This window comes from Nocardia sp. NPDC057668 (assembly GCF_042799795.1).
Classification (GTDB): Bacteria; Actinomycetota; Actinomycetes; order Mycobacteriales; family Mycobacteriaceae; genus Nocardia.
The window spans coordinates 925,363-946,035 of the sequence record NZ_JBHVIC010000003.1; the positions used below are offsets into that span (position 1 = coordinate 925,363).

Genomic DNA, 20,673 nt, shown 5'->3' on the forward strand with positions numbered 1-20,673 from the left:
TGTCATTTCTCCTCCGGGGACGTTCGCGACCGCCGCCGATCGGCGATCACGATGGCGGAAACCAGGGCCAGCAGGACGGCGGTCGCCGTCCACAGTGGCGTCGAGGGACCCGAGACGTCGTCGTCCCGGTGGGTGGCGGGCGCGGGGAGCGCCGCCGCGGGCGGGCGGGTTCCTTGGAACACCACCGCGAGCTGTGCGGAATTGGCTTCGATCACCGCGGCGGGTTCACTGCCGGGCAGCGGCGCGGCGGCTATCACGCAGGGCTGTGTGCCGCAATCGATGTCGTGAAAGCGCTGATGCGCGGTGAGGGTGACCGTCGGGAACGTGCCGTCGCCGGAGATGTTGACGAAGGTCGCGCCGCCCTCGAGATCGCAGTGTTTGATGCCGCTCGTGAAGCCCTGTTTGCACAGGCCGACGGCCACGGCCGCGAGTCCGGGCCGGAAACCACGCCCGTCCACGGTGATCCGCTGGCCCTCGGCGAGATCGGTATCGACGGAAACGTCTATCGCCGCACCGGAATCGGCGGCGGCGAGCGACGGCTGCCAGCCCGCACCGGCGACTACGGCCAGCACGGTCAGGACTCGGGCGATGACGGGACGGATCACGGGGTGTTTCCTTCCGGAGCGAGGCGAGCGGGCGCGAACGTTCGTGGGGCGCGCACCCACATCAGCGCGGTGAGCAATACCGGGAGCGACAGCAGCGTCACACCCGTTCCGGTACCGGCGCTCGCACCGATCAGCGCGACGAAACCGAGTCCCGCCAGGGCCGCGAGCACGGACAACAGTCCGGTGTGCACGGCTCGCGCCGGTGAAACACCGGATCCCGCAGCGGCATCCAGCGCCCGAGCACCGCACGCGGCCGCGCCCAGCGTCACCGCGAGGCCAAGCGTGAGGGTGACCCGGCCGGGCGCGGTCGCGATCAACAGCGCTCCCCCGGCCGCCGCGATCAGCGCGAGGGGTATCGCATCGGGTTCGACGGCGGGCAGCGCGGCGACCACGATCGCCGGCGCGACCGCCAGCAGCAGCAACACGCACTGCTGGGCATCGAGCGCGTTCCAGCGGAACAGCAGCAGATGCAGGCCCGGCAACACCGTGCCGCCCACCGCGAAGCCGACACCGGCGTACCCGGCGACCAGCCCCCTGCTCCAACCGGACGGGGTTCGCTCACCGTCCGTTCCGCGCCGAATGGAAACAGCCTGCGCGGCAGCCGACTCCGGCAGCAGCAGTATCGAGCCCAGCACCAGGCAGGCAATTCCGGTGACCCGCAGGGCCGTTGCGGGCGCGGTGTCGCACAGCGCCGCAACCCCCGCGGCCACGCCGATCCCGCCCCACTGCGCCAGATGCCACCCGGCGAGTGCCCGCCCGCCCCGTGCCACAGCCGACACCCGTCCGAACCCCAGCACCGGACCGGCGGCCAGTGCGGCGATAAGCACCGCGGCGGTGAAGACACCGACGTGCGTCACGCTCGCGGCCACAAGCAGCGCCGCACCGCTCACCAGCACGAACAACCCCGCACGACGCGGCGCGAGCGCCAGCCGAGGGCCGAAAAGCGCTGCACCGCAGGCGCACAGCAGCGCGGTCAGCGCGATGTAGCCGACGACCGCGCCCGGAATTCCCAATCGCCCGCCGAAGGGCTTGGCCAGCAGCACAAGCGCGCCACCCGCCACCGGCCCGGCGAACATCCCGGCAACCAGCAGTGCCGCGGTGGCGCGGGACGAATCGGAGGTCACCATGTCACCCTCCTCTGGCGTTTCGCTGATGGAAACGCGGTTTCGGAATTGCCATATTGAACCCGCACCGCAATCGGGTGTCAAGGCCGGGCCGCGCCGAAACAACACGGCAACAAGGCACTTCGGTTACCGGGGATTTCGGGAACGTGAAAATCCCGACCAGCGCTGGACAGAACTCCGACACGGGTACAGAATCGGCACTATTGGAAACGCTGTTTCGATGTCCGAAACAGAATCCCACACCGAAGGAGGCCGGCGGATGATCCGAGTCGCGGCCGCACAACTGGCCGCGGGCACCGATGTCGCGGCCAACCTCGACGCCTGCCTGCGCATGATCGACGCCGCCGCGGACGCGCGAGCCGAACTGGTGGTGCTGCCCGAGTTCTGTAACCACCTATCCTGGTATGACGACCGCGTTCACGCGCACCGAATGGCCTGCCGAATCCAGGACCCCTTCCTCACCGCGATCGCCGACCGCGCCTGCCGCCACGCGATTTACGTCAAGATCGGCGTCACCCTGGCCCGCGACGACGGCCGCACCACCGGCACGAGCCTGCTCTTCGGCCCGGACGGCGCCCTGCTCGGCGAATCCGACAAACAGATCCTGATGGGCGCGGAGAACGATTACCTCGACCCCGGACTCGACGATTCACCGGTGATCGAGACCCCGCTCGGCCGGATCGGCATGTACGCCTGCATGGAAGGCGTCATCAACGAGGTCACCCGCTCGCTGACCGTGCGCGGCGCGCAGTTGCTGCTCAACAGCCTCAACTCCTTCGCCATCGACGAAGCGGGCCTGCACATTCCCGTGCGCGCCGCCGAGAACAAGGTCTGGGTGGTGGCCGCCAACAAGATCGGCCCACTGCTGCCCGGCGATCAACTGCCCGCGATCGCCGAGCGGCTCGGCGTGCCCCCGGATCGGCTGCACGGGGCCGGGGAGAGCCAGATCGTCGCACCGGACGGGACCTGCGTGGCCATGGCGCCCGCCGCCGGCGAGGCAATCGTCTTCGCCGACATCGACCTCACCCGCGCCGATGACAAACACCGGCCCGACGGCACCGACGTGATCGCCGCGCTCAGGCCCGCGATCTACACCCCGTTGCGCGAGGACGCCCTGCGCAGCGCCGCCCCCGGAGCCGACCATCTCACCGCGGCCGTCAGCGTCCCCGATCCGCACGCCATCGCCCGCATGGCTCCCGACCTCGATCTGATCGTGCTGCCCGAACTGGCCGCGGTGACCGTTCCGGAAATCGTTCGCGCACTCGCGAATACGTCCTGCCGCGTGGTGACCTCGCTCCGCGCGGGCGGCGCGCACCACGGGGTGCTCATCGACGCCGGGGGCGTGGCGGGACGGCAGCCGCAACTGCACCCCACCGCCCGGCATCCGTGGCTGACCGAGCCGGGCGACGAGCTCACCGTATTCGCCCTGCCCTGGGGCAGACTCGCGCTGGTGGTCGGCGACGACGCGCTCTTCCCCGAGACCTTCCGCCTGGCCGCGGTGCAGGACGCCGACGTGGTCGCCGTGGCCCACACCCCGGGCGAGGAGTGGGAACTGCGGCTGGGCCTGCCCGAACGATCGGCGGAGAACCGGCTCAACGTCGTCGCCGCCGGTTTCGCCCCCGATCGGGCGCTGGTCGGCGGAATCTACGGCCTGAGCCCCGATTTCACCCTGTGGTCCGCCTGGCGCGGCCCGTTCACCGGCGTGATCAGCCACCCGGAGGTCACACCGGTGCCGCCGGGTGCCGCCGCCGTCCGCGCGACGATCCGCCCCGCACAGGCCGTCAACCGGCTCATCTCCCGGGGCACCGACCTCGTCGCCGGACGACCCCGCCGGCCCATGGACGCCATGACCGGGCAGCGATGAGAAGGCGCACGGAACAACGACCCGCACAACCCGACCGGAGCGAAGATGAGTGAAACCGTGCAACACGTCGAGCAGATGGTCGACGAGAACCCCCGCACCGACGTCACCGCGACGTTCCAGGAGTGGCGCGACCTGCTGACCGGGCTCCGATCCCGCATCGCCGAGCGCTTCGAGCTCGTGCGCGATCCGAGCACCGACGACCTGGAAAGCTACGGCGACCCGGCCATCGGCCCCGCGGGCAGCCTCGCCGCCTACTCCGGACCCGAGATCGACTGGCTGGTGCACTCCTGGATCGGTGATCCCCGAACCGGATTCGTGAATCTGCACCTCACCGCGTGGCTGGGCCCGCAGATCCGGGTACCGCACTTCGGTTCGGCGCTGCTGCTGTGGCCCGAGGGCTGGTTCTACGTGGACGCCATCCCGCGCGGCGACATCATCGGCGACGGCGCGTATTTCGACTCCTACTACGCCGAGAACGACGCGCCGTGGCTCGATTTCAAGCAGGAGCACCCGGACTTCACCTGGTTCACCAGCCGCACCGGCTTCATTCGCGGCAGTCTGTCACCGACCGCGCACTGCTACTCATTCCCCGCGACCCGGCCCAATCTGGACACCGTCGCGGACCTGCTCACCGCGCGGGTCGAACAGTGGCTGGGCTGGGTGGCCGCGGCCGAACCCGTTGCGGCCGAGGACCGTCCGGCACTGGCCGCACGCGACCTGGCCGTGCGGCGCAACATCGCCGAACGCGACCCCGCGAACGTCATGGGCGAGCGACTCTTCGGACCCGAACTCACCAACCGGCTCGTGCGCGCGCTCTGGGGCGGCGACCGCGAACTGCCCCGGCCCCAGCCCTGAACTCTCTCCCGGAAAGGCAGGACCGCATGGCCCTGATTCGATCCCTGTGGTGGGCCGCGCGCACCGGCGGCGAATCCCCCTTCGACACCGCACATCTCAAGGTGTACTACCCGGCGACCGCGACCGGCGACGACGCCGAACGGCTGACGGGCGTATTCGCGCCCGATCCCGCGCGGACCCCGCTGCCGGTCGTGGTCTTCCTGTCCGGGGTCAACGTCGGCCAGGACGCCTACCGCCGCTACGCCACCGCCATCGCCGAGGCGGGCTACGCGGTGGTGACGATGGATCGGGTCGCCGAGTTGTTCGGCGGGCAGCGGGGTCTGACCCCCGGGGTCGACCTGGACGCCGCTCGCCCCGACGCCTACGGCACCCGGCCCACCTGTCCTGCGATCGGCGCGATACTCGAGGCGCTGGCCGAGCTGAACGCATCACCGCCCCTGCGCGGCGCGCTCGACCTGGAACGGGTGGCCCTGGGCGGGCATTCGGCGGGCGGCACCGTCGTGTTGCAGTCCGCACGCTATTTCCCCTCCGTGGCAGCGGTTTTCGCCTGGGGCGCGCACACCATGGTCGCCACCATGCTGGGCTGGGATCCCGGGACCGTGCTGCCGGCCCAGGTGAACTGCCCGGTGCTGCTGGGCGTGGGCGACGACGACGGCGTCATCCGGGGCAGTGCGGACCGCTACGGCGAGGACGGGGCGGATCGGCCCGATCCGGTGCGGCGCACCTTCGACGAGGCGCTGCCCGCCGGTGAGCATCTGCTGGCGGTCGTGCCGGGCGCCAACCACTTCGGCATCGCCGACGCCGACCCGACGGCCGCGCGCGCCTTCCTCGACGGTCCCGGCGGGACCGACGCGGTCGCGCCGTTCGCCCGTCTGACCACGCTCTTCCTGCACGCGCACCTGCGTGGCGATCCCGCGGCGAAAACCGCACTGGCCCGGCTCGGCGACGAGCCACCCGAGACCGGCATCACGCTGATTCGCCGATAGGAGCACCCGACGATGTTGAAGAACTTCTGGTACGCGGTGGAATTCGCCGATCAGGTCACCCGGGAACCGCGCAAGGTGACCTGCCTGGGACAGGACTTCGTGCTGTACCGGACGGAGGCCGGCGCGGTGGTGTGCCTGTCCGATCTGTGCGTGCATCGCGGCGGCGCGCTGTCGATGGGCACGGTGACCGGCGACTGCATCACCTGCCCGTATCACGGCTGGCAGTACGACGCGGAGGGGGCGTGCGTGCGCATCCCGGCCAACGCCGCCGAGCGGAACATCCCGCGCAAGGCCCGGGTGGACAACTATCCGACCCGCGAGCAGGACGGCATGGTCTGGGCGTTCCTGGGCGATCTGCCCGAGGCCGAGCGCCCGCCGATCCCTGATCTCCCGCAGTGGAGCGATCCCGCGTTCAAGGCCGTGCAGTACGAGATGGTGATCAACGCCAACTACGAGCGCACCTTCGAGAACGTCGTCGACGCCTCGCACACACCGTTCGTGCACGGCACGTCCTTCGGCAATCCCGATAAGCCAGAGATCCCGGATTTTCGTGTGCGGCAGACGGATTGGTCGGCCGAGGCCGATATCGAACTGAGTCCACCGCTGCCCAAGGGCCTGTGGGGGGTGCTGGCCCGGCGGCGGCCGCGACCGGAGTACGTGACCGTCACCAACGCCTGGTACCTGCCGAACATCGTGAAGCTGCACGTGCGCCTGCCGATCGGCGACCTGATCCTCTACGACTTCAATATCCCGCTCTCCCAGGACAAGACGCTGATCAAGATCCTGGGTTTCCGGAACTTCTTCACCGGCGACTGGGCCGACGCCAACACCCGCAAGCGGATCGAGAAGATCCTGCTGCAGGACCGACCGGTCGTGGAGGCGCAGCGGCCCGAACTGCTGCCGTTCGATCTGTCCGACGAGTTGCACGTCCGCAGCGACGCCCTGCAGGTCGCCTATCGGCGCCGCCGGCTCGAACTGATCAAGATGGGCTGGTGGGTGGGAGGCGACGACATCATCACCGGTGACGCGCCCCGGCGCACCGCGACCGTCATCGCATCCCCCGGCCGCCGCGACAATCCCGAATTGGCCAGTGCCTGGGTGCACAAGGCCCGAACCGGAGGCGATCCCCGATGACCATGACGAGCCTGCCCACCGCGCTCAGCGAGCGCACACTCGACGCCCTGACCTCGGCGCTGCACCTCGAGACCACCGAAGACATCCCGCTCACCAGTGCGATGTCCCCCGACCCGGTGGGCCGCCTGCGCGTGCTACGCGGCGGCCCGATCGACAAGGCCGTGACCGTCGATCTGGTGGTCCCGCCGCTGGGCCTGGACAGCCACATGGTGTTCGCGTTCACCGGAAGCGATTCCGCGGTACCGCATTTCACGCTCGACTCGGTGTTCGCCGGGGACTACCACGCCATGCACCTGGACCTGATCCCCCGCGCGGACCTGGCGGTGCACCTGGACTACCTGGACGCCGCGTTCCTGCCGCTGACGCCACTGCTGGAACAGGCGTGGCAGCTCACGGGCGTCTCCCCCGCCGCGATCGGCCCGCGCCAGCGCGCGATGATGTCACCGTGGATGCTGGTGTGCCGCGCCACCTCCGAAGCATTCGGCGAACTCACCGGAACCGTGGACGCCTACCTCGCGCACTGGCTCACGCTGCTGGACAAGGGCGTTCCCGCCGTGCAGGCCGATCTGCCCGGCCGGGATCGCGCCAACCGCGCGAATCTCTTCAGCCCCGCCGTCGATCCGGTCTGGGCGCAGGTCACCCGGCTGCTCGGGGCCGAACAGTGCGAGCGCGTGCGCGGGGAGCTGGTGGCATGACCGCGCCCAGCGCCTTTCAGCAGCGCATCGCCGGCGAGTGGGTGGGCCGGCCATCCCTTTTCGACGCCGCGGGCACCTGGCAGGGCTTCGAGGACATCCGGCGATCCTCGGTCCACGCGGACGGAACCACCACGTACTACATGGACGGCGGACTGACCGGCGGCGGGCCGCTCGCGGGCCGCTTCGCGCTGGGCGCGCCGTTCGCCTTCGGCGTTCTCGACACCGGCGGCGACCGTGTCTACACCGGTCCCGACTTCTTCGGCTCCGGACAGCCCTACGGCGGGTTCGTCGACGCCAACTACTACGGACCGGGCTGGCAGGTGTCGCTGAACACCTGGAATCAGACGATCGGCGACACCCAGGTGTATTCGTCGGTCCTGTACCAGGGTCCGGCGATGGTCGGGGTCTTCGACGGGGTATACACCCGCGACCCGGACCTCGCCGACGCCCGCGTCGAACACGAGACACGGTGTGGCGCGACGGTTTTCCGGGTTCCGACCAAGGACAAGAGCCGCTACGCCGGTGAGCTGGAACTGTGGGGAGCCGATCAGCGATCGCTCGGATCGGTCCGCATGGAGCTCGAGATCGACCCGGTGAGTCTGGTGGTGGCCGACCATCGGCTGACCATGTCCGGGTCGCTGGAGTCGAGTTCGCGGTTCACGGTGCGCCGGGACGGAGTGCGCTCGTTCCACGAGGGCCCGGACATCTGGGGCAACGGAAATTCCTACGGCCGCGCCCATTTCGTGCGCCTGCACACCGCCGACGGCCGCCGCCTGCACGGCCGCGAGTTCATGCTCGACGCCGAACCCGGCATGGGCGCGGGCGGGCACATGGCCGTGGTCTACCACCTGTTCGAGCACAACGGCCTGACCGCGGTCATGCACGGAACCCTGGAGCGAGCATGAGCACGGTCGTGATCACCGGCGGTACCCGCGGCATCGGACTGGGAATGGCGCGCGCACTGCTCGCGGGCGGCCACCGGGTGGCGATCTGCGGCACCGATCCCGAGCGGGTGGAGAAGGTACGGGCCGAGCTGTCCGGGGAGGCGGTGGTGCTGACCGCCGACGTCACCGATCGCGAGCAGTTGCGGCACCTCTGGGACGCGGCCGCGGACCGATTCGGCGGCGTCGACATCTGGATCAACAACGCCGGCATCTCCCACGATCGAAAACCGCTGTGGGAGCTGCCCGCCGCCACCGCGCAGCAGGTGGTCACCACTAATCTGCTGGGCGTGATCAATGGATCCGCGGTGGCGGTGGCGGCGATGGCGAACGCGGGCGGCGGGCACGTCTGGAACATGGAGGGGCTGGGCAGCGACGGCCGCACCGTGCCCGGACTGGCCGCCTACGGCGCCAGCAAGCGCGCGGTCACCTACCTGACCCGGGCACTGAGCAAGGAAGCGCCGCCGGGCGTCTCGGCCGGATTGCTCAGTCCCGGCATGGTGGCCACCGATCTGCTCACCCACGGCTACGACGACCCCGCCGAACTCGCCAAGGCGCGCAAGGTGTTCAACATCCTCGCCGACACCGTGGACACGGTCGCCCCGTGGCTGGCCGAACGCGCGGTCTCGCGCGCCCGCAACGGCGCGCATGTGCGCTGGCTGACCACGCCGAAGGTGATCGGGCGGTTCGCGGCAGCTCCGTTCCGGCGTCGCGATCTGTTCGCCGGATGAGCGCGGCCGTCGACTACCCGGTGTCCCTCGCGGTGGAGGACTTCGTGCCGGTGCTGTTCACCACCGCCGGGGTCCTGCTGCTCGGACGCATCGTGCCGCCCGCTCGCGCGGTGGCCGCCGCGGTCCTGATCGGCGCGGGCGGATTCGCCAAGGCCACAGCGAAACTCATCGCCGCGGCGGGCGGCCCGGATCTGCCGTGGTTGCGCGGCATGCTGTTTCCGCTGCTCGCACTCGGATTCGGGGTGCTGTGCCTGGAATTGGCACGGCTGCGGCAGGGATCGACGCCGCGCTGGCTCGCGGTGACGGTTCCCGCGCTGCTCACGCTCTGCGCGCTGGGCGCGGTGGCGGCGCGCGACCCGATACCCATGCTCGTGAGCACCACGGTCTTCGCGACCATCACCGGCGTGTACCTGATAGATCGGGCCCGCTCCCAGGGCGACACGGTGAGCGCCGGGCTGTTCGGGCTGCAACTGCTGGGGTTCTTCATCCTCGGGCCGCTGGCCTCCCGTGAGGACCAGACGGTGGCATTGCAATGGGTCGAGCAATCGTGCAACACCGCCGCCCAGGCCGCCTTCCTCATCGGCGCGTGGCGCATCTCCGCCACGGCCCGAACTAACGCCGACACCGGCAAGGAGATGATCCGATGACCGACGCCCTGGGCTGGCGCCGCAAGTTCGGGGTGATCGCGCCCTCCACCAACACCATCGTGGAACCGGATTTCTACCGCATGGCGGTGCCCGGCGTGACCTCCCACTTCAGCCGAATCCACATCCGCGATCAGAACATGAGCGACGACGCCGGGATGACCCGGCTGCTCGAGCAGATCCGCGCCGAGATCGGCGGGGCCTGCGCGCGGGTGCTCACCTGCGAACCCGACTACATGGTCATGGGCATGTCCGCCGAAACCTTCTGGGGCGGAATCGAAGGCAACCGCCAGTTCATCGAGCAGATCCAGCAGGCGACCGGACTCGAGGTGGCCACCGGGGCCGAGGCATGCCGGCGCGCGCTGCACCTCTACGGTGCCGAACGGATCGGCGTGGTGACGCCGTATCAGCCCATCGGGGACGAGAACGTCGTGCGGTTCTTCGGCGAACTGGGCTTCGAGGTCAAGAACATCCGGGGATTGCGCTGTCCCACGGCTGTTTCCATCGCCCATGTCGGTGAGAACGACCTGCGGGAGGCGCTGCTCGAGGTCGACGGTGACGAGATCGACGCGCTCGTGCAGTGCGGCACGAACCTGTCGATGGTGCGCCTGGCCGACGAGGCAGAGCGCTGGCTGGGCAAACCGGTGATCGCGATCAATGCCGCTACCTGGTGGATGGCGCTGCGCGACAACGGCATCGAGGACCGCATCGAGGGCGCGGGCGGGCTGCTGCGCGACCACTGACCGCCGCGCGCGGTTCCGTGGTGGGCCCGACCCCGCGCCGGTCGGCGCGGGTCGCGGCGGGTCCGCGAGCATCCGATCCGGGCGGGGTCGCGCCCGGTCAGCGCTGTCCGCCAACCGACCCGAGCAGCCGGTGCGCCTGGCGAATGACGGCCAGGTCGACCATGCGCCCGTCCTCGTCGAGCACCACCCCGCCGGCGGCATCCTCGAAGCGGGCAACCACCGCGCGCGCTCGGTCCAGCTCGGCCGTGGTGGGCGTGAACACCTCGTTCACCACCGGCACCTGACCCGGGTGCACGCAGGCGCGGCCGCGAAATCCCATGCGCGCGAGCGCAATCGTCGACTCCCGCAGCGATTCGAGGTCGCGGAAGTCCGTACGGACCGGCCCCAGCGGCGGGGCGATGCCCGCGGCCGCCGCGGCCAGCACCACCTGACTGCGCGCCCACAGCAGTTCGCGCTCGTCCGCGCCCGGCGTCACGCCGAGTTCGGCGCACAGATCCGCCTCGCCCAGTTGCAGCCGGGCCACGCGCGGCGCGGCGGCGATCGTGCGCGCGTCCAGCACCGCCGTGGCGCTCTCGAGCAGCGGGCACACCCCGATGCGGTCCGGAACGCGCTCGTGGTCGTGCAGCACGCGCACCGCGTCCCGAACCTGCCGGGCGGATTCGGTCTTCGCCAGGCACACCGCGTTCACCGCGGGCAACGCCACCGCCCGGAGGTCGTCGTGCCCGAACTCCCCCGGGTTGACCCGGACCCAGATCGACCGCCCGGCCGGTCGCCCGGACAGCCACGAAGCCACCTGCTCGCGCGCGAACTCCTTGTCCGCCAGCGGCACCGCGTCCTCGAGGTCCAGCAGCATCACATCGGCCGGACCGGCGGCCGCCTTGTCGAACAGCTCGGGCCGATTGCCGGGGACGTACAGCGCCGAACGCACCGGGGCCGCCGCGCTGCCGCAAGAAGAACCGGCGCGCATCAGTGCTCCCGCAGCAGCGCGCCGAGGCCCTCGACGCGGTCGTCGACACCATGCTCGCGCAGTGCGTGCCACAGCGTCGCGGTGTTGATGGCGACCACGGGCTTGCCGAGTTCGGACTCCAGCTGCACGGCCAGGTTCACGAACGACAGATTCGTGCCCACCTGAACGATCGCCTCCACACCGGGCGCATCGAGGTCGGCGACCACCTGCCGAAGACGTTCGTCGCCCACCCTGGCGATATCCATCGCCGTGGGGCAGCGCAGGCCGGTGATGGCGGCGACGTCGAAGCCCGCTTCGGTGAAGAACCGGCCCACCTCGCGATCGGCGATGGGCTGGTACGGCGAGAACACCGCGATCCGGCGACATCCCAACGCGCGCAGCGCCGCTCGGCACGAACTCGCCCCGGTGGTGACCGGTAGCCCGGTGCGCTCGCGCAGGCGGCGCTCGAACGCGGCATTGCCCTCGACCCCGCCCCAGAAGGTCTCGGCGGACATGCCCATGACCATCCGGTCGGGCTCGGCGGTGAGCACGTCGCGGACCGCGGTATCGATGGAGGCGCGAATCTGCCCGAGCAGGGCTTCGAAGTCCGCGTCGTCGCCCATCACCGGGTTCGGGATGTACATCGACCCGGCCCGGTAGGCGATGCCCGGCAGACCCGCACGCCAATAGTCGTGCTCTACAACGGTATTCGTGCTGGGCACGATCACGCCGAAGACGGCGCGCGTACCGACGACATTGGTCATTCGACCGTCCTTCGCGGGGTTTCGATCACTATGGCCGCCTCAGGAGGCGACCCGGGCCAGGAAATCGTCGACGGCGCGCTGCGCCCGATCGCGGTCGGCCGGCCGATCGAGCAGCAGCGCGTCCACCAGCAGCGGCGAAACGATCGCCATGACAACCTCTTCCACGGCATCGGCGCCGTGGACGCCGACCGCGCGCACCGCGGCGCGGAAGGGGGCGAGCAGGTCCATGACGTAACGCTGGCGCAGCAGCGCGCAGTCCGGATCGCTCGCCGAGGCGGTGACCAGCGCACGCAGGAACGCCGCGACCGGCTTGTCCCGCAGGCGATCACACAGCAGGTCGACCTCGGCGCGCAGATCCGCGACCGGGTCGCCGGAGGGGCGAGCGGGCGGATGCGGCGCGACCTCGATCAGCGCGGCCAGAAAGGCCCGGGGGCCGGGCCAGTGCCGGTAGATCGTGCTGCGCGAGACGCCCGTAATCGCGTGCAGGCGTTGCGGAGTCAGCGCTACGGCCCCTTCGCGCAGCAGCAGTTCCAGGGCGGCGGTCAGCACCGCGGCCTCGGTTTCGGTCGCGGGTCCGGCGGGGCGTCCAGGTCGGCTCACAGCAATAAACGATACATCTTGTTTTGGTTATTGATAAGCAGTACATTCCGTATCGGAAATACTTCTTCTCCGAGGAGCGCCGCATGCGTCCACACGTAGAACTCGTCGACGAGAAAGATCTGATCTGGCACCTCGCCGAATTCCAGAACGCCACCGGCACAGCCGAACAGCGCAACCTCAGCTATGACGAGGAGGACGGGTCCGCCTCGCTCAAGGTGCGCTTCACCGGCGACTGGTCCCGCCCGACCGGGGTGCATCACGCGGACACCGAGTGGTTCGTGCTGTCCGGATCGGTCACCATCGGCGACACCGAACTCGGGGCCGAAGGGTTCTGGATGGCGCCCGCCGGGGTGCTCACGCCGGCCATCTCGGTCACCGCGGGCACCGAGATCCTGCTGTGCCGCGAACACGGCGACTGGCGATTCGACCCGGCCGATGCCGATCTCGAATCTGTGCGCGCCGACCAGCGACTCACCGTGCTCGACACCGCCGCCATGCCGTGGATCGACGTCAAGGACGGCAGTCCGATGCGCTTCGACCTGGGCGGCACCCCCGTACCCGGGCTGTACATCAAGCTGCTGCACCGTGACGAGAAGACCGGCTTCTACACCCGGCTGATCAAGGCCAAGCCGGGCTGGCGTGAGGAGCCGCTGGCCCACCACCCGTGCAGCGAGGAGGCGTACTGCCTGGACGGGGGTTTCGACTACAACTACGGAAAGATGTGGCCGGGAACATATTTCTGGCGACCCAAGGGCATTCGGCACGGGGACTTCACCGCCGACGCCGAGCGGGGCTGCACCTGGATCGTGCGCTCGGACGCGGATCTGGTCGATTGGTACACCGATAACGCGACCGTGGTCATGTCCGGCGATGCCACCAACTGGGGTCCGGATTTCCCGCACAGCATGTCCCCGCGGTACATCGAGCCGGTCCGCTCGCGCTCGATCGGTCCGTGGACCACACCGTCCTACCAGTAGACCCCGGGGGGCACGCGCGACCGCGTCATCGGCGGCGAGGCGGTTCGGCTTGACAGCACCCCGCGCGTGCCCCCTAATTGTCACCCAATAAAAGAAACGCCGTTTCTTCAAGGGAAACAGGCAATCGCCGTGGGAGTCACCATGTTCCACCGAGGCCCGGCCTTCACCGCCGTCACCGCCCTGCTCACCGCCGTCCTGTGCACCGGAGCCACCGCGGCGGCCACCACCGAACTCAGCGGAACCATCGCCATCCCCTGCGCCGCGGGGGTTCTGGAGCAGGACACCGCCTGGTACCTGCCGGACGGCGAACCGACCGGGCTGATCTGGCTCCAGCACGGATTCGCCCGCACCAACGCCAATGTCGCCGCGCTGGCGACCGCCTTCGCCGACGCGGGTTACCTCGTCTTCGCGCCCAGCCTGCCGTTCATGAACTTCTCCGGGTGCACCCTGCAGAACCTGGGCGACAACACCGCCTTCCTGCGCAACGTGACCGCGTTGTTCGGGGGCGCGGGCGACGCGACCGGTCCGCTGGCCGCCAGCCTCGCCGACGCCGCGCGCAAGGCGCAGCGACCGGCCCCTGCCCTGCCGACCGATCTGGTGTTCATCGGGCACTCCGCGGGTGCGGAGGCCGTCCTGTTCGTCGCCGACCTCCTGCGCGCCCTGCATCCCGAAACCTGGACGGCACTGCGGGGTTTGGTGCTGCTGGACCCGGTGCGCTCGTTCATCGGCGACAACATCGACCGCGCGCTGATCTCGCTCGACGCGACGCAGCTGCCCGTGCTGTCCATCTCCGCACCGCCCTCGGCGTGCAACAGTCTCGGCCTCGGCACCCTGGCGGTGCGCACCCGGTTGCATCGCCCGTTCGTCGGCGTCGAGTTACAGGCGGGCGCGCACACCGACGCCGAGGGGGAAAGCTCGGACCTGCTCGGCGAATTGATGTGCGGCACACCGTCCGCCGTCAACGCGACCGCGGTGCGGACGCTGGCCCTGGCCTGGACTCACGACTACATGACCGGGACGAACACGTCCGACTACTACCCCGCCACCGCGGGCGCGGCGATCGCCGCCGCGCCCACCGCCCGCGTCCTGACCGGTTCCTGAGGCGCGCCGCGCGACTTCACCCGCACCACGACCCCGGAGATTTCGTATGCTCGCCCCGGTAATCCGCACCCTCGCAATCATTTTCGCCGCCTGTTTCGGCACGGCGCTTCTCACCGCGCCACCGGCGGCCGCCGACCCGGAGGACGCCGAACTCACCGCCGCCAGTACCAGCGGCGAGCTGTGCCGCCGCGCGCAGATCGAGTCCGCGAACCTGCACTCGAATCGCTTCTACCGCCGGGGCGGCGAACTCCAGGACACCGCCTACCCCGACCTCGCGTCCTTCGCGGCGTCGAAGCCACAGATCCAGCCGCTCACCCTCACCCACTACACGACCTACGAGGACGCGGGCGGGACGCTGCCGAAACAGGTGCGCTGCAAAGGGAAATCCGCCGACCACATCAACGCGGTGTACGGCGAGAACACCGCCGGCCCGGAAGGCACCTGCGCGGCCGCCAACCGCCGCACGTTGCGCGAGGTCGCCCGCTCCCTGACTCCGCAGGAGCGCAAGGCCCTGAAGTACCGTCCCAACGACGTCGTGCTCGACGCGGACACCGAGGCCGCGACCGGCCAGCAGTGGCTGGCCGACTTCCCCACGGCCACGGTGGATTCCGCGGGCCGCCTGCATCTGCCGTCCAGCTCGTTGTTCGTGCCCCTGGACACTCCCGGCATACCGGAGGCCTTCAAGGGCCAGCACTACTGCACCCTGGCCGCGCCGTCCCACCTGCTGCGTCTGCTGTCCGGCGCCATCACCCCCTGACCGGCCCGCTCGACCTCGGCGGACTCGGACACCCGCTAGATTCGCGCCATGGTGGTTGTGACGGTGGTGGCGCCGGATGACGCACTCGGTTTCGAGGTGATGCTCGCGGACGTGGTGTTCGGCGCGGCGAACGCGACGGTGGACCGCGAGCACTACGACATCCGGATCGCGTCCAAGAGCGGCACCGCGGACATAGCGTCGGGACGCGGTGCGGTGGGACTGCACACCCGATGGGGCATCGAGTCTCTCGCGGAGTCCGACCTCATCGTCGTGCCCGGCGCCGCGGGCTTCCTGCATGAGCCGGACGAGGTCATCGTGGACGCGCTGCGGACCGCCGCCGAGCGTGGCGCCCGGCTGGCCTCGGTGTGCGTGGGCGCGTTCACGCTCGCCGCGACCGGACTCCTGGACGGGCACCGGGTGACCACGCACTGGGAGTACGCCGCCGAACTGGCGCGACGACACCCGCGCGTGGAGGTGGACCCCTCGGTCCTGTACATCGACAACGGGCAGATCTTGACCTCGGCCGGGGTTGTCGCCGGGCTGGACCTGTGCCTGCACATCGTGCGCCGGGACCTGGGAGCGGCGATCGCCGCGGACACCGCGCGCCGAATCGTAATGCCGCCGCAGCGAGACGGCGGGCAGGCACAGTTCATCACCCATGCAGAACCAGTACGCACCGACACCTCGCTACGGCCGGTGCTCGACTGGATGCAGTCGAACCTGCACCGCCCGTTGACGCTCGACGAGGTCGCCGCACAGGCGGCCATCAGTGTGCGGAGCCTGAATCGCCGTTTTCGCCGCGAGGTCGGGACGACGCCGATGCAGTGGCTACTGCGCGCCCGCGTGCACCACGCGCAGCGGCTGCTGGAAACCACGCCGCTGTCCATCGACCGCGTCGCGGCAGAAGCGGGATTCGGTACCGCGACCTCGCTGCGCTATCACTTCGCACGACAGACGCGGACCACGCCGCAGGCCTACCGCAACAGCTTTCAGCACCGGGCGGAGCCGCGGGCAGCGAGTGTGGCCGGCTAGCGAACACGTTCGTCGGGCTGGCCAGAATTGTTCGATACGTGGCCATCCGGTCACTGGGCAGTGGGTTCTGTCGAAACGAGACTGAGTGTGCACCGCCGGAAGGGATTTGATGCACAGCAGGGCACGCCGGTCGTCGACCGCGGCGCAATCCCTCTTCTCGGCGTGCCATCGGACACGCAGACAGGACCACGCCATGACACACCCTCGACGCGCATCAGCCACGGCCGAAATACCCTCCCCCGCAGCAGTTTCAGCGACTACGAGCGCATTGACCCTCCCGTCGACGACACTGGCCACCGACACCCTCGAACTGATCACCGGTGCACTGGAACTCCACCTGCGCAACCACAGCATCCGCGGCTTCCTGTTCGGCAGAGCCCTCGCCGCCGCGCGCGGCCTGCGGCCCGGCGTGGACTACGACGAGGAAAACATGTTCCTCATCTGCGCGCTGCACGACATCGGCCTGTCCGACAGCGCCACCGGCCCACAACGTTTCGAGGTACAGGGGGCCGACTACGCCGCGCAGTATCTCGAATCCCGAGGCATCACCGACGAACGCGTCGACATCATCTGGGACGCCATTGCCGCCCACACCACGGGCATCAGCGATTCCCCCGTCTACCAGCGCCGTCGTCCAGCCGAGATCTGGATCTCGGTCGCCGGCATCGGTCTCGACATAGGCGGCGAGCCCGACGACCTACCTCCCGGTTTCGCCGATGCGGTCCACGCGACCTACCCCCGCCTCGGCGGCGTCCGCGCCCTCACCGCCGCGATCGAACGCCAGGTCCTCGCCGATCCGCACAAGGCTCCACCGGGCACACTGTCCGGCGAGATCCTGCGCCTGACCCGCCCGGACCTGGTCCCGTTCACCTGGAACACGGTGCTCGAAACCAATAGCTGGGGCGACTGACCCATAGGCGAACGGTCCTGGCCCACTGCTCGCTCGGCGGTATCGGTGCACCGGGCATCCAAGGGCCCGGACCGCACGAGCGGTCGATCCCCGCGTCGAACAGCCCGGCCGGGAGCGCTTGGCCGACACCAACGCCGGACACCCCGGCGTGCCTGGCGTTTCACCGGGGGCAACAGCAAGTTCCCGAAGCTGATCAAGGCGATGGCTGGACGCTCCACCGCAGCGACAGCGGGAACGAGGACTGTGCGGTTCTCATGGAGGACGTGCGGTCACGCCGGAGTCAGGCCGTGCGTGATGTACATGAACGTCGGCGTGCGATTCTCGCCGCGGTAGTACGCGAACGCCCGGCCCGCCTCGGTATCCATCGAACGGAACAGGTAGAACTGCAACCGCGGGTACATCGAGTTCAGATGCGTGATGATCTTCACCGCGTCGGACTCGAACCGCTCCACCTGATCCGGTGTCGCACCGGCGTCTTTCAGGTGGCGCAGGATCCGCCCGAAGTACTCCTTCAGGTAGACCTTCATCTCGGCTTTCGTTTCCATCGCCGTCTCGGTGTAGTCGAAGCCGATCGCGGCATCGATGACATTGTTGACTCGTGCAGTCGCAGCGTTTTCCGCCGTGGGATGACTGCCGTCCAGATCGACGATCTCCGAATCGACTTCGAACAGACCGTCGACCGTATCGCCTCGGAGACCGACGACCGCGGTGGTGGTGAATGTTTCGGAGAGGACCAGGTCATGGGTGAAGAGGTCCCGCCAGCCGTGCATCGTGGTTCGCCTTCCGATCGAACGCATCGGCAGACGAATCCGCCTGCCAACAAACAGATTACGGCGCGCGGATAGCAGGCGACCGCCGTTCCGCAGGTCGCTGTCGAACCACTTCGGTTCGGCGGGGTTCAGCGCAGGACGCCTGCGCGGCGGGCCTCGGACAGCCAGTCCGGGAACTCGCCGAGCAGCAGGCCGTACAGGTCGGCATCGCTCATCGAGTCTATGTCGGGGACGGCGAAGAACCCCGCGTTGTCGACCACGCGGCCGTCCATCGTGTCGAGTTTGCGGAGGATCCCGAAATCGTTGTCGCCCAAGCCGATGAACTGCCAGAACGCGGGGAGGGCGGCGGCCTGGCGCATCAGGGCGGTGATCTTGGCGCGTTTGTGGAAGCCGCCGTCGGTGAAGAACAGGACCAGGGCGGGGTCCGCGCCCGGGCGCAGCGACTGGAGGATGTCGGTCATGACGGGGATCTCGTCGTTGACGCCGCCTATCTGGCGGTTGTAATCGATGCCGCCGTGCCGGCCGGAGATGTGCAGGAAGGTCGCGCTCCAGCTGTCGGCATCGGCGACGGTGACATCGGGCAGCTTCGCGAACTTGTCGCCGTACAAATATGTTTCGAGATTGCCGTCGTCATCGAGCTGAATGGCCACCGGGATCATGCGCTCCACCACGCGGTGCACGACCTTGTCGCGGTACAGGCTGTGCATGCTGCCGGTCTTGTCGATGACCAGGATCACGCGCGCGCGAACTCCGCTCGCGCCCTTGGTGAGCAGGACCTTCGCGACCTCACGCTTGCGCAGGTCGAGTTTCTGGCGCTTCTCCAGGGAGAGCGTGGCTTCCCCGGCGACGGTGCGCACCCCCGACGGATCCGCCGCCGGTGCAACGGGGGCGGCGGTGGGGACATCGTCGACCGTGATGCCGTGATCTGTGACGAGGTCGGCGAATCCGCCCGCGTAGCCCTGGCCCACGGCGCGGATCTTCCACTGGGCATTGCGCCGGTAGACCTCGAGGGCGATGACCACCGATTCCGGGCCGAGCTGCTCGATCCGATACTGGCACAGCACATTTCCGGACTGATCGGTCACGGTGGCTACCGGAGCGGCGAACTGCCCGAAACTGCCGCGGGAGTCCTCGAGGGTGATGATCGCGCGGATCTGGTCGATGCCCGCGGGCACCCGCGCCGGGGAGATCCGCAGCGCCCCCGCGGACAGCTCGACGCCCGGCGCGTGCGGCTGGTTGTAGAACACGAAGTCGTCGTCCGATCTGACTTTGCCGGCCGGGGTCACCAATAGCGCGGACACATCCACCGGCGCGCTGGATTGCACGGAGACGAGGAGCTCGGTGGCGTTCAGCGGGATGTTCTGACCCTTGAGCAGCTGCGTTGTCATGATCGATTGCCTTGTCCGTGAGCGGTTCCAGCGATAGGGATCCCGGCCCACGCTACGACCTGATCCCCTCTGCCCCACCGTGGTTACCGCGATCCGGCGCAAATCGTCAGTTTCCGAGCCTGCGCGCGCCTGCCCCGACTGATGAACAAGCGCCCGGCCGGATGATCTATGAGATGCTCGAGCCGTCGCTGCGCCGGATACGGGCGGTGCGGCGTGATCACGATGAGGAGCACGCATGACCGGCAACGAGCAGCACTCTGGGCAAATACTCGGCGGAGCCTCCGCGGGCATCGGGGGCCGCGCGGCCGCCAGGTTCGTCGACTGGATCATCGCCGGCATAGTCGGCGGCATCCTGTTCTGGATTCTCGAACGGGCACTGGATCTTCCGAGCTGGCTCGCGATCCTGCCCGGCGCCGGATTCGGTTTCCTGTACTTCGTCTTCTTCGAGGTGTCGACCGGTTCGACCCCCGGCAAGAAGCTCTTCAACCTCCAGGTCCTGGGCGCGGCGGGAGCGACCCGTCCCACCGTCGCGGACTCCGCGAAGCGCAACGCCTACATGCTCCTGAACCTGATCCCCTGGGTGGGCGGAATCCTCTGGTTCTTCGCCGCGATCGGGATCGCGGTAACGGTGACGGCCAGCTCGACCAAGCAGGGCTGGCACGACAACTTCGCCGGTGGTACGCGAGTTGTGAAGCAGTAAAGAAGCTTCCGAACACCGCCCACGATGCGCACTTTTCGCTGCCGCAGCCGCCGACCCAACGAGGTCGTAATCGGCTGCGGCAGCGGGAATCCGCAGGACCCGAATCCGATTGTCCGAGCCAACCTCTCACGGGCCTCTACAACAGCCGAGGCCGAGTTCAGGCGATCGATAGAAGTTCCTAATCACTTGTCCTCCAAGCCTTTTGATGAACAAGCCACCCCTTTCAAGAACGTTACCACTTGATTCTCAACGTTCTTTACTGCATCATTACCCGCAGGTGAGCCGGGAAGTCTGGTCGGCACGGACGTTCTGAGTCCGTTCATGCCACTTCGACCGAAAGGGGGTTTCAGGTGACATTCACGAGCCACGCTTATTCGATGTCGTACCTCTCGCCCTCCGCCCAACG

General features: G+C 69.0%; 22 protein-coding genes. 15 read left to right on the top strand and 7 right to left on the bottom strand.

Features of this window, described 5'->3' with window-relative positions:
* Positions 1 to 2: 2 nt before the first annotated feature.
* The gene (locus tag ACFVBH_RS22750) at positions 3 to 605 is read right to left on the bottom strand and encodes a neocarzinostatin apoprotein domain-containing protein (RefSeq protein WP_354984735.1); all 603 of its coding nucleotides are present in this window, start codon (positions 603 to 605) and stop codon (positions 3 to 5) included.
* A complete protein-coding gene (locus ACFVBH_RS22755; RefSeq protein WP_379004149.1) occupies positions 602 to 1,732 on the bottom strand; it encodes a hypothetical protein in 1,131 nt (376 codons plus the stop codon). The genes ACFVBH_RS22750 and ACFVBH_RS22755 overlap by 4 nt, the downstream gene beginning before the upstream one ends.
* Positions 1,733 to 1,988: 256 nt before the next feature.
* Between ACFVBH_RS22755 and ACFVBH_RS22760 the strand changes: the two genes are divergently transcribed.
* The 9 genes from ACFVBH_RS22760 to ACFVBH_RS22800 are packed head-to-tail and all read left to right on the top strand — an operon-like array spanning position 1,989 to position 10,322.
* Complete coding sequence (locus ACFVBH_RS22760) at positions 1,989 to 3,593, top strand: nitrilase-related carbon-nitrogen hydrolase (RefSeq protein ID WP_379004151.1); 1,605 nt, start codon at positions 1,989 to 1,991, stop codon at positions 3,591 to 3,593.
* Positions 3,594 to 3,638: 45 nt separating this feature from the next.
* Positions 3,639 to 4,448 (top strand): oxidoreductase, encoded by an 810-nt coding sequence (locus tag ACFVBH_RS22765; protein WP_379004153.1) that lies wholly within the window; start codon positions 3,639 to 3,641, stop codon positions 4,446 to 4,448.
* A 26-nt stretch (positions 4,449 to 4,474) separates the two neighbouring features.
* Positions 4,475 to 5,434, top strand: coding sequence for a dienelactone hydrolase family protein (locus tag ACFVBH_RS22770; protein ID WP_354984739.1), 960 nt, complete (start codon positions 4,475 to 4,477; stop codon positions 5,432 to 5,434).
* Positions 5,435 to 5,446: 12 nt separating this feature from the next.
* Positions 5,447 to 6,568 carry a Rieske 2Fe-2S domain-containing protein gene (locus ACFVBH_RS22775; protein ID WP_379004156.1) on the top strand — a complete coding sequence of 374 codons (1,122 nt, stop codon included), beginning with the start codon at positions 5,447 to 5,449 and terminating at the stop codon, positions 6,566 to 6,568.
* Positions 6,565 to 7,263, top strand: coding sequence for a hypothetical protein (locus tag ACFVBH_RS22780; RefSeq protein WP_379004158.1), 699 nt, complete (start codon positions 6,565 to 6,567; stop codon positions 7,261 to 7,263). The genes ACFVBH_RS22775 and ACFVBH_RS22780 overlap by 4 nt, the downstream gene beginning before the upstream one ends.
* On the top strand, positions 7,260 to 8,168 hold the full coding sequence (locus ACFVBH_RS22785; RefSeq protein WP_379004160.1) for a hypothetical protein: 909 nt from the start codon (positions 7,260 to 7,262) through the stop codon (positions 8,166 to 8,168). The genes ACFVBH_RS22780 and ACFVBH_RS22785 overlap by 4 nt, the downstream gene beginning before the upstream one ends.
* A complete protein-coding gene (locus ACFVBH_RS22790) occupies positions 8,165 to 8,935 on the top strand; it encodes an SDR family oxidoreductase (RefSeq protein ID WP_379004162.1) in 771 nt (256 codons plus the stop codon). The genes ACFVBH_RS22785 and ACFVBH_RS22790 overlap by 4 nt, the downstream gene beginning before the upstream one ends.
* Positions 8,932 to 9,582 (top strand): hypothetical protein, encoded by a 651-nt coding sequence (locus ACFVBH_RS22795; RefSeq protein WP_354984744.1) that lies wholly within the window; start codon positions 8,932 to 8,934, stop codon positions 9,580 to 9,582. The genes ACFVBH_RS22790 and ACFVBH_RS22795 overlap by 4 nt, the downstream gene beginning before the upstream one ends.
* Positions 9,579 to 10,322 carry an arylmalonate decarboxylase gene (locus tag ACFVBH_RS22800; protein ID WP_379004164.1) on the top strand — a complete coding sequence of 248 codons (744 nt, stop codon included), beginning with the start codon at positions 9,579 to 9,581 and terminating at the stop codon, positions 10,320 to 10,322. Before ACFVBH_RS22795 ends, ACFVBH_RS22800 begins: the two co-directional genes overlap by 4 nt.
* A gap of 97 nt (positions 10,323 to 10,419) precedes the next feature.
* Here ACFVBH_RS22800 and ACFVBH_RS22805 read toward each other — a convergent pair whose 3' ends face one another.
* From ACFVBH_RS22805 to ACFVBH_RS22815, 3 genes are read right to left on the bottom strand one after another with little or no spacing between them, the layout of a single operon-like run.
* Positions 10,420 to 11,289, bottom strand: coding sequence for an HpcH/HpaI aldolase/citrate lyase family protein (locus ACFVBH_RS22805; protein WP_379004166.1), 870 nt, complete (start codon positions 11,287 to 11,289; stop codon positions 10,420 to 10,422).
* On the bottom strand, positions 11,289 to 12,032 hold the full coding sequence (locus ACFVBH_RS22810) for an arylmalonate decarboxylase (RefSeq protein ID WP_379004168.1): 744 nt from the start codon (positions 12,030 to 12,032) through the stop codon (positions 11,289 to 11,291). The genes ACFVBH_RS22805 and ACFVBH_RS22810 overlap by 1 nt, the downstream gene beginning before the upstream one ends.
* 39 nt (positions 12,033 to 12,071) lie before the next feature.
* A complete protein-coding gene (locus ACFVBH_RS22815) occupies positions 12,072 to 12,632 on the bottom strand; it encodes a TetR/AcrR family transcriptional regulator C-terminal ligand-binding domain-containing protein (protein ID WP_354984748.1) in 561 nt (186 codons plus the stop codon).
* Between the two features lie 83 nt (positions 12,633 to 12,715).
* Here ACFVBH_RS22815 and ACFVBH_RS22820 point away from each other — a divergent pair, with 83 nt between their 5' ends.
* The 5 genes from ACFVBH_RS22820 (at position 12,716) to ACFVBH_RS22840 (ending at position 17,409) form a co-directional block, all read left to right on the top strand.
* Positions 12,716 to 13,609, top strand: a complete 894-nt coding sequence (locus ACFVBH_RS22820) for a DUF4437 domain-containing protein (protein ID WP_354984749.1) — start codon at positions 12,716 to 12,718, stop codon at positions 13,607 to 13,609.
* 141 nt (positions 13,610 to 13,750) lie between these two features.
* Positions 13,751 to 14,710 (top strand): alpha/beta hydrolase, encoded by a 960-nt coding sequence (locus ACFVBH_RS22825; protein ID WP_379004171.1) that lies wholly within the window; start codon positions 13,751 to 13,753, stop codon positions 14,708 to 14,710.
* A 46-nt stretch (positions 14,711 to 14,756) separates the two neighbouring features.
* Positions 14,757 to 15,467 carry a hypothetical protein gene (locus ACFVBH_RS22830; protein WP_379004173.1) on the top strand — a complete coding sequence of 237 codons (711 nt, stop codon included), beginning with the start codon at positions 14,757 to 14,759 and terminating at the stop codon, positions 15,465 to 15,467.
* A 48-nt stretch (positions 15,468 to 15,515) separates the two neighbouring features.
* A complete protein-coding gene (locus tag ACFVBH_RS22835) occupies positions 15,516 to 16,499 on the top strand; it encodes a GlxA family transcriptional regulator (protein WP_379004175.1) in 984 nt (327 codons plus the stop codon).
* Positions 16,500 to 16,767: 268 nt separating this feature from the next.
* Positions 16,768 to 17,409 carry an HD domain-containing protein gene (locus ACFVBH_RS22840; RefSeq protein ID WP_379004177.1) on the top strand — a complete coding sequence of 214 codons (642 nt, stop codon included), beginning with the start codon at positions 16,768 to 16,770 and terminating at the stop codon, positions 17,407 to 17,409.
* A gap of 269 nt (positions 17,410 to 17,678) precedes the next feature.
* Here ACFVBH_RS22840 and ACFVBH_RS22845 read toward each other — a convergent pair whose 3' ends face one another.
* The gene (locus ACFVBH_RS22845; protein WP_379004179.1) at positions 17,679 to 18,179 is read right to left on the bottom strand and encodes a hypothetical protein; all 501 of its coding nucleotides are present in this window, start codon (positions 18,177 to 18,179) and stop codon (positions 17,679 to 17,681) included.
* 128 nt (positions 18,180 to 18,307) lie between these two features.
* On the bottom strand, positions 18,308 to 19,567 hold the full coding sequence (locus ACFVBH_RS22850) for a VWA domain-containing protein (protein ID WP_379004181.1): 1,260 nt from the start codon (positions 19,565 to 19,567) through the stop codon (positions 18,308 to 18,310).
* 235 nt (positions 19,568 to 19,802) lie between these two features.
* Here ACFVBH_RS22850 and ACFVBH_RS22855 point away from each other — a divergent pair, with 235 nt between their 5' ends.
* Positions 19,803 to 20,267, top strand: a complete 465-nt coding sequence (locus ACFVBH_RS22855; protein WP_379004183.1) for an RDD family protein — start codon at positions 19,803 to 19,805, stop codon at positions 20,265 to 20,267.
* The last annotated feature ends 406 nt before the right edge of the window (positions 20,268 to 20,673 follow it).